Consider the following 4,328-nt stretch of genomic DNA (forward strand, 5'->3'; position numbering starts at 1 on the left):
GAGTAATGTTTTCGCCTGTCTCACCTGATTTTCTCCAAGGAAATGGAAATATGCTGCGTCGCCGCATGCTGATCATGTTGGGTGTTGTCCTGCTAATCGTGCTGGTCCTGGCCGGTTACAAAGCCTTCTCCATCTATACGATGATGAAGGGCTTCTCTGTACCGAAACCACCGATCAGCGTCGCCGTGGCCACCGCCACCGAACGTCCGTGGCAAAGCCGTTTGCCAACGGTCGGCACCCTTACGGCGCTGCAAGGGGTCGATCTGAGCCTGGAGGTCGACGGCACCGTCAAGGAAGTTCAGTTCGAGTCAGGACAGAAGGTCAAGGTCGGTCAGCCGCTGCTGCAACTCGACAGCGCCGTGGAAACCGCCCTGCTGGCAACCGCCCAGGCCGACCTGGGACTGGCGCAACTGGATTACGGTCGCGGCAGCCAACTGGTAGGCAGCCAGGCTATTTCCAAAGGTGAGTTCGACCGACTCTCGGCGGTATTGCAAAAGAGCCGGGCCACGGTCAATCAGCTCAAGGCGGCGCTGGAGAAAAAACGAATCCTCGCACCGTTCAGCGGGACCATCGGTATTCGTCGGGTAGACGTCGGCGACTACGTGGCCAGCGGCACGATGATCGCCACCCTGCAAGACCTCAGCAGCCTCTACGTCGACTTCTTTGTACCCGAGCAGGACGTGCCGAAGATCACCCTCGGCCAATCGGTACAGGTCATTGTCTCGGCCTACCCGACGGAAACTTTCCCCGGCACCGTCAGCGCCATCAACCCGAAGGTAGAAAGCAGCACCCGCAACGTGCTGGTGCGCGCGACCCTGGCCAACCCCGATGGCAAACTCCTGCCGGGGATGTTTGCCAGCCTGCAGGTGTTGTTGCCCGACCCGCAGCCGCACATCGTGGTGCCGGAAAGCGCGATCAGCTACACCCTTTATGGCAACTCGCTGTATGTCGTCGCGCAGAAAAAGGCCGAAGACGGCAGCCTCGAAAAAGACGACAAGGGCGAACCGGTTCTGATCGCCGAACGACGCTTCGTCGAAACCGGCGAGCGCCGCGACGGGATGGTCATGATCACCAAAGGCGTGCAGAACGGCGAAAAAGTGGTCACGGCTGGTCAGCTCAAACTGGACCACGGCGCGCACGTTGCCATCAGCGACGACAAGACCCTGGCTGAGAAGAACAGTCAGCCACGCGCTGACTGATCAAGGAATCCCCATGGCTTTTACCGATCCGTTCATCCGCCGCCCGGTGCTCGCCACCGTGGTCAGCCTGTTGATAGTGCTGCTGGGCTTCCAGGCCTGGAGCAAGTTGCCGCTGCGCCAATACCCGCAAATGGAAAACGCCCTGATCACGGTGACCACCGCTTATCCCGGAGCCAACGCCGAGACCATCCAAGGCTATATCACCCAACCGATGCAGCATAGCCTGGCCAGCGCCGAGGGCATCGACTACATGACCTCGGTCAGTCGCCAGAACTTCTCGGTGATCTCGATCTACGCGCGCATCGGTTCCAACACCGACCGCCTGTTCACCGAACTGCTGGCCAAGGCCAACGAGGTCAAGAACCAGCTGCCCCAGGACGCCGAAGACCCGGTGCTGAGCAAGGAAGCCACCGGCGCCTCGGCGCTGATGTACATCAGTTTCTTCAGCAACGAGCTGAGTAACCCGCAGATCACCGACTACCTGTCCCGGGTTATCCAGCCGAAACTGGCGACCCTGCCGGGCATGGCCGAAGCCGAGATTCTCGGCAACCAGGTGTTCGCCATGCGCCTGTGGCTGGACCCGGTGAAGCTCGCCGGTTTCGGCCTGAGCGCCAGCGATGTGACCAACGCCGTGCGCCAGTACAACTTCCTCTCCGCCGCCGGCGAAGTGAAAGGCGAGTACGTGGTCACCAGCATCAACGCCAACACCGAACTCAAGTCCGCCGAGGCCTTTGGCGCAATTCCGCTCAAGGTCGACGGTGACAGTCGTGTGCTGTTGCGAGACGTGGCGCGGGTCGAGATGGGCGCGGAGAACTACAACACCATCAGCTCCTTCGGCGGCACACCTTCGGTGTACATCGGCATCAAGGCCACACCCGGCGCCAACCCGCTGGACGTGATCAAGGAAGTGCGCAAGATCATGCCGGACCTGGAAGCCCAGCTGCCGCCAAACCTCAAGGGCGAAATCGCCTACGACGCCACGCTGTTCATCCAGGCCTCCATCGACGAGGTGTTGAAAACCCTGTTCGAAGCGGTGCTGATCGTGATTGTGGTGGTGTTCCTGTTCCTCGGCGCCCTGCGTTCGGTGGTGATCCCGGTGGTGACCATTCCGCTGTCGATGATCGGCGTGATGTTCTTCATGCAGATGATGGGCTACTCGATCAACCTGCTGACCTTGCTGGCGATGGTCTTGGCCATCGGGCTGGTGGTGGACGACGCCATCGTGGTGGTGGAAAACATCCACCGGCACATCGAAGAAGGCAAGACACCGTTGGATGCGGCCATCGAGGGCGCACGGGAGATCGCCATGCCGGTGGTGTCGATGACCATCACCCTGGCGGCGGTCTATGCGCCGATCGGCTTCCTGACCGGCCTGACGGGGGCGTTGTTCAAGGAGTTCGCCCTGACCCTGGCCGGGGCGGTGGTGATTTCCGGTGTCGTCGCTCTGACGCTGTCGCCGATGATGTGCGCCATGCTGCTGCGCCACGATGAAAACCCCAGCGGCCTGGCCCATCGCCTGGACGTGATCTTCGAAGGCCTCAAACGCCGCTACCAGCGCGTGCTTCACGGCACTCTCAACACCCGGCCGGTAGTGCTGGTGTTCGCGGTGATCGTGCTGTGCCTGATTCCAGTACTGCTCAAGTTCACCAAGTCGGAACTGGCGCCGGACGAAGACCAGGGCGTGATCTTCATGATGGCCAACGCCCCGCAACCAGCCAACCTCGACTACATGAACGCCTACACCGACGAGTTCGTCGCCATTTTCAAGGAGTTTCCCGAGTACTACTCCTCGTTCCAGATCAACGGCTTCAACGGCGTGCAATCGGGGATCGGCGGCTTCCTGCTCAAACCCTGGAATGAACGCCACCGGACCCAGATGCAGATCCTGCCGCTGGTCCAGAGCAAACTGGAAAGCATTCCCGGGCTGCAAATATTCGGCTTCAACCTGCCGTCCCTGCCAGGCACCGGCGAGGGCTTGCCGTTTCAATTCGTGATCAACTCGGCTAACAGCTACGAGGCGCTGCTGCAGGTGATGGACCGAGTGAAAAAAAGAGCGATGGAATCCGGCAAGTTTGCTTTTGTCGACGTCGACCTGGCCTTCGACAAGCCCGAAGTCGTGGTGGATATCGATCGCGCCAAGGCTGCGCAGATGGGTGTGTCCATGCAGGACCTGGGCGGTACTCTTGCGACGATGCTGGGCGAGGCGGAGATCAACCGGTTCACCATCGAAGGTCGCAGCTACAAGGTCATCGCTCAGGTGGAACGGCCCTACCGCGATAACCCTGACTGGCTGAACCATTATTACGTCAGGAACACCAAGGGCGAACTGCTGCCCCTGTCGACCCTGATCACCGTGACCGACCGCGCGCGGCCGCGTCAGTTGAACCAGTTCCAGCAACTCAACTCGGCGATTCTTTCCGGGGTCCCGCTGGTCAGCATGGGTGAAGCCATCGACACCGTGCGCCAGATCGCCCGGGAAGAGGCTCCCACGGGTTACGCCATCGACTATGCCGGTGTCTCACGGCAATACGTTCAGGAAGGCAGCGCGCTGTGGGTCACCTTCGCCCTGGCCTTGGCGATCATCTTCCTGGTGCTGGCGGCCCAGTTCGAAAGCTTCCGCGATCCGCTGGTGATTCTGGTGACTGTGCCGCTGTCGATCTGTGGCGCATTGATCCCGCTCTTCCTCGGCTGGTCGAGTATGAACATCTATACCCAGGTGGGGCTGGTGACGTTGATCGGACTGATCAGCAAGCACGGGATCCTGATCGTCGAGTTCGCCAACCAGTTACGCAAGGAGAAAGGCCTGACACCTCGCGAAGCGGTAGAGGAAGCGGCGGCCATTCGTCTGCGCCCGGTATTGATGACCACGGCGGCAATGGTGTTCGGCATGGTGCCGTTGATCATCGCCACGGGCGCGGGAGCCGTCAGCCGGTTCGACATCGGCACGGTGATCGCAACGGGGATGTCGATCGGGACGCTGTTCACCTTGTTCGTGCTGCCATGCATTTACACATTGCTGGCCAAACCCGATAAACCTTAACGTCAAAAAGCAAAAGGCCTCGCAATTGCGAGGCCTTTTATTTGGGCTTCAATCTGTTCAACTCTGTGGCCTCAGTCCCTGAGAAAGTC

The 4,328-nt window shown here is 60.4% G+C and carries 2 protein-coding genes; both read left to right on the top strand.

The features are described 5' to 3' along the window. The first annotated feature begins 50 nt into the window (after positions 1-50). Positions 51-1,199 (top strand): efflux RND transporter periplasmic adaptor subunit, encoded by a 1,149-nt coding sequence (locus AC1DLB_RS22795; RefSeq protein WP_086946095.1) that lies wholly within the window; start codon positions 51-53, stop codon positions 1,197-1,199. 13 nt (positions 1,200-1,212) lie between these two features. Then, on the top strand, positions 1,213-4,239 hold the full coding sequence (locus tag AC1DLB_RS22800; RefSeq protein WP_477744532.1) for a multidrug efflux RND transporter permease subunit: 3,027 nt from the start codon (positions 1,213-1,215) through the stop codon (positions 4,237-4,239). Positions 4,240-4,328: the final 89 nt, after the last annotated feature.

The sequence above is a fragment of the Pseudomonas sp. 05N434 genome, assembly GCF_056396965.1.